Origin of the sequence: Burkholderia sp. CpTa8-5 (assembly GCF_017815045.1) — a bacterium.
In the GTDB taxonomy this organism is placed as follows: domain Bacteria; phylum Pseudomonadota; class Gammaproteobacteria; order Burkholderiales; family Burkholderiaceae; genus Burkholderia; species Burkholderia sola.
Genome location: NZ_JAGIQD010000078.1, coordinates 1 through 938, shown reverse-complemented (window position 1 = coordinate 938; position 938 = coordinate 1). Strand labels below are relative to the sequence as shown.

1 protein-coding gene is annotated in these 938 nt (G+C 65.8%); it reads right to left on the bottom strand.

Translation table 11 applies throughout. The features are described from left to right. Window positions 1-938: electron-transfer flavoprotein:ubiquinone oxidoreductase (locus J8I35_RS34390; RefSeq protein ID WP_209929397.1), on the bottom strand; the 938-nt coding region annotated here is incomplete at both ends.

Sequence of the window (938 nt, the reverse complement as noted above, 5' to 3'; positions counted from 1 at the left end):
TCGCCGCCGTCGTCGTTCTTCACGAACTCGTACACGGCCGCCGGGCAGAAGCGCGCCTCCGGCCCCGCATACGTGCGCAGGTTCACGTTCACCGGCACGCTCGCATCCTTCAGCGTCAGGTGCGCCGGCTGGTTTTCCTCGTGGTTCGTGTTCGAGATGAACACCGATGACAGCCGGTCGAACGTCAGCTTGCCGTCCGGCTTCGGATACGCGATCGGCTCGCACTGCGACGCCGGCTTCAGCATCTCGTGGTCCGCGTGCTGGTGATGCAGCGTCCACGGCACGTTGCCGCCCATCACCTTCTGCTCGAGCCCGACCATCAGCGTGCCCAGGTACAGGCCCTTCGCCATCCATTGCTTGAAGTTGCGCGCGCGGTACAGCTCCGTGTACAGCCACGATTGCTTGAACGCATCGGGGTACGCGTTGAGCTCGTCCGACTGACGGCCGGCCTGCACCGCGTCGAACGCGGCGTCGGCCGCGAGCATGCCGGTCTTGATCGCCGCATGGCTGCCCTTGATCCGCGATGCGTTCAGGAAGCCCGCGTCGTCGCCGATCAGCGCGCCGCCCGGGAACACCGTCTTCGGCAGCGACAGCAGGCCGCCCGCGGTGATCGCGCGCGCGCCGTACGACACGCGCTTGCCGCCTTCGAGGAACGCGCGGATCGACGGATGCGTCTTGTAGCGCTGGAATTCCTCGAACGGCGACAGGTACGGGTTCGTGTAGCCCAGGCCCACCACGAAGCCGACCACGACCTGGTTGTTGTCCATGTGATACAGGAACGAGCCGCCGTACGTGTCGGACTTCAGCGGCCAGCCGGCCGTGTGGATCACGAGGCCCGGCTTGTGCTTGGCCGGATCGATTTCCCACAGTTCCTTGATGCCGATCCCGTACGCTTGCGGATCGGCGTTCGCGTCGAGCTTGAACGTCGAGATCAGCTG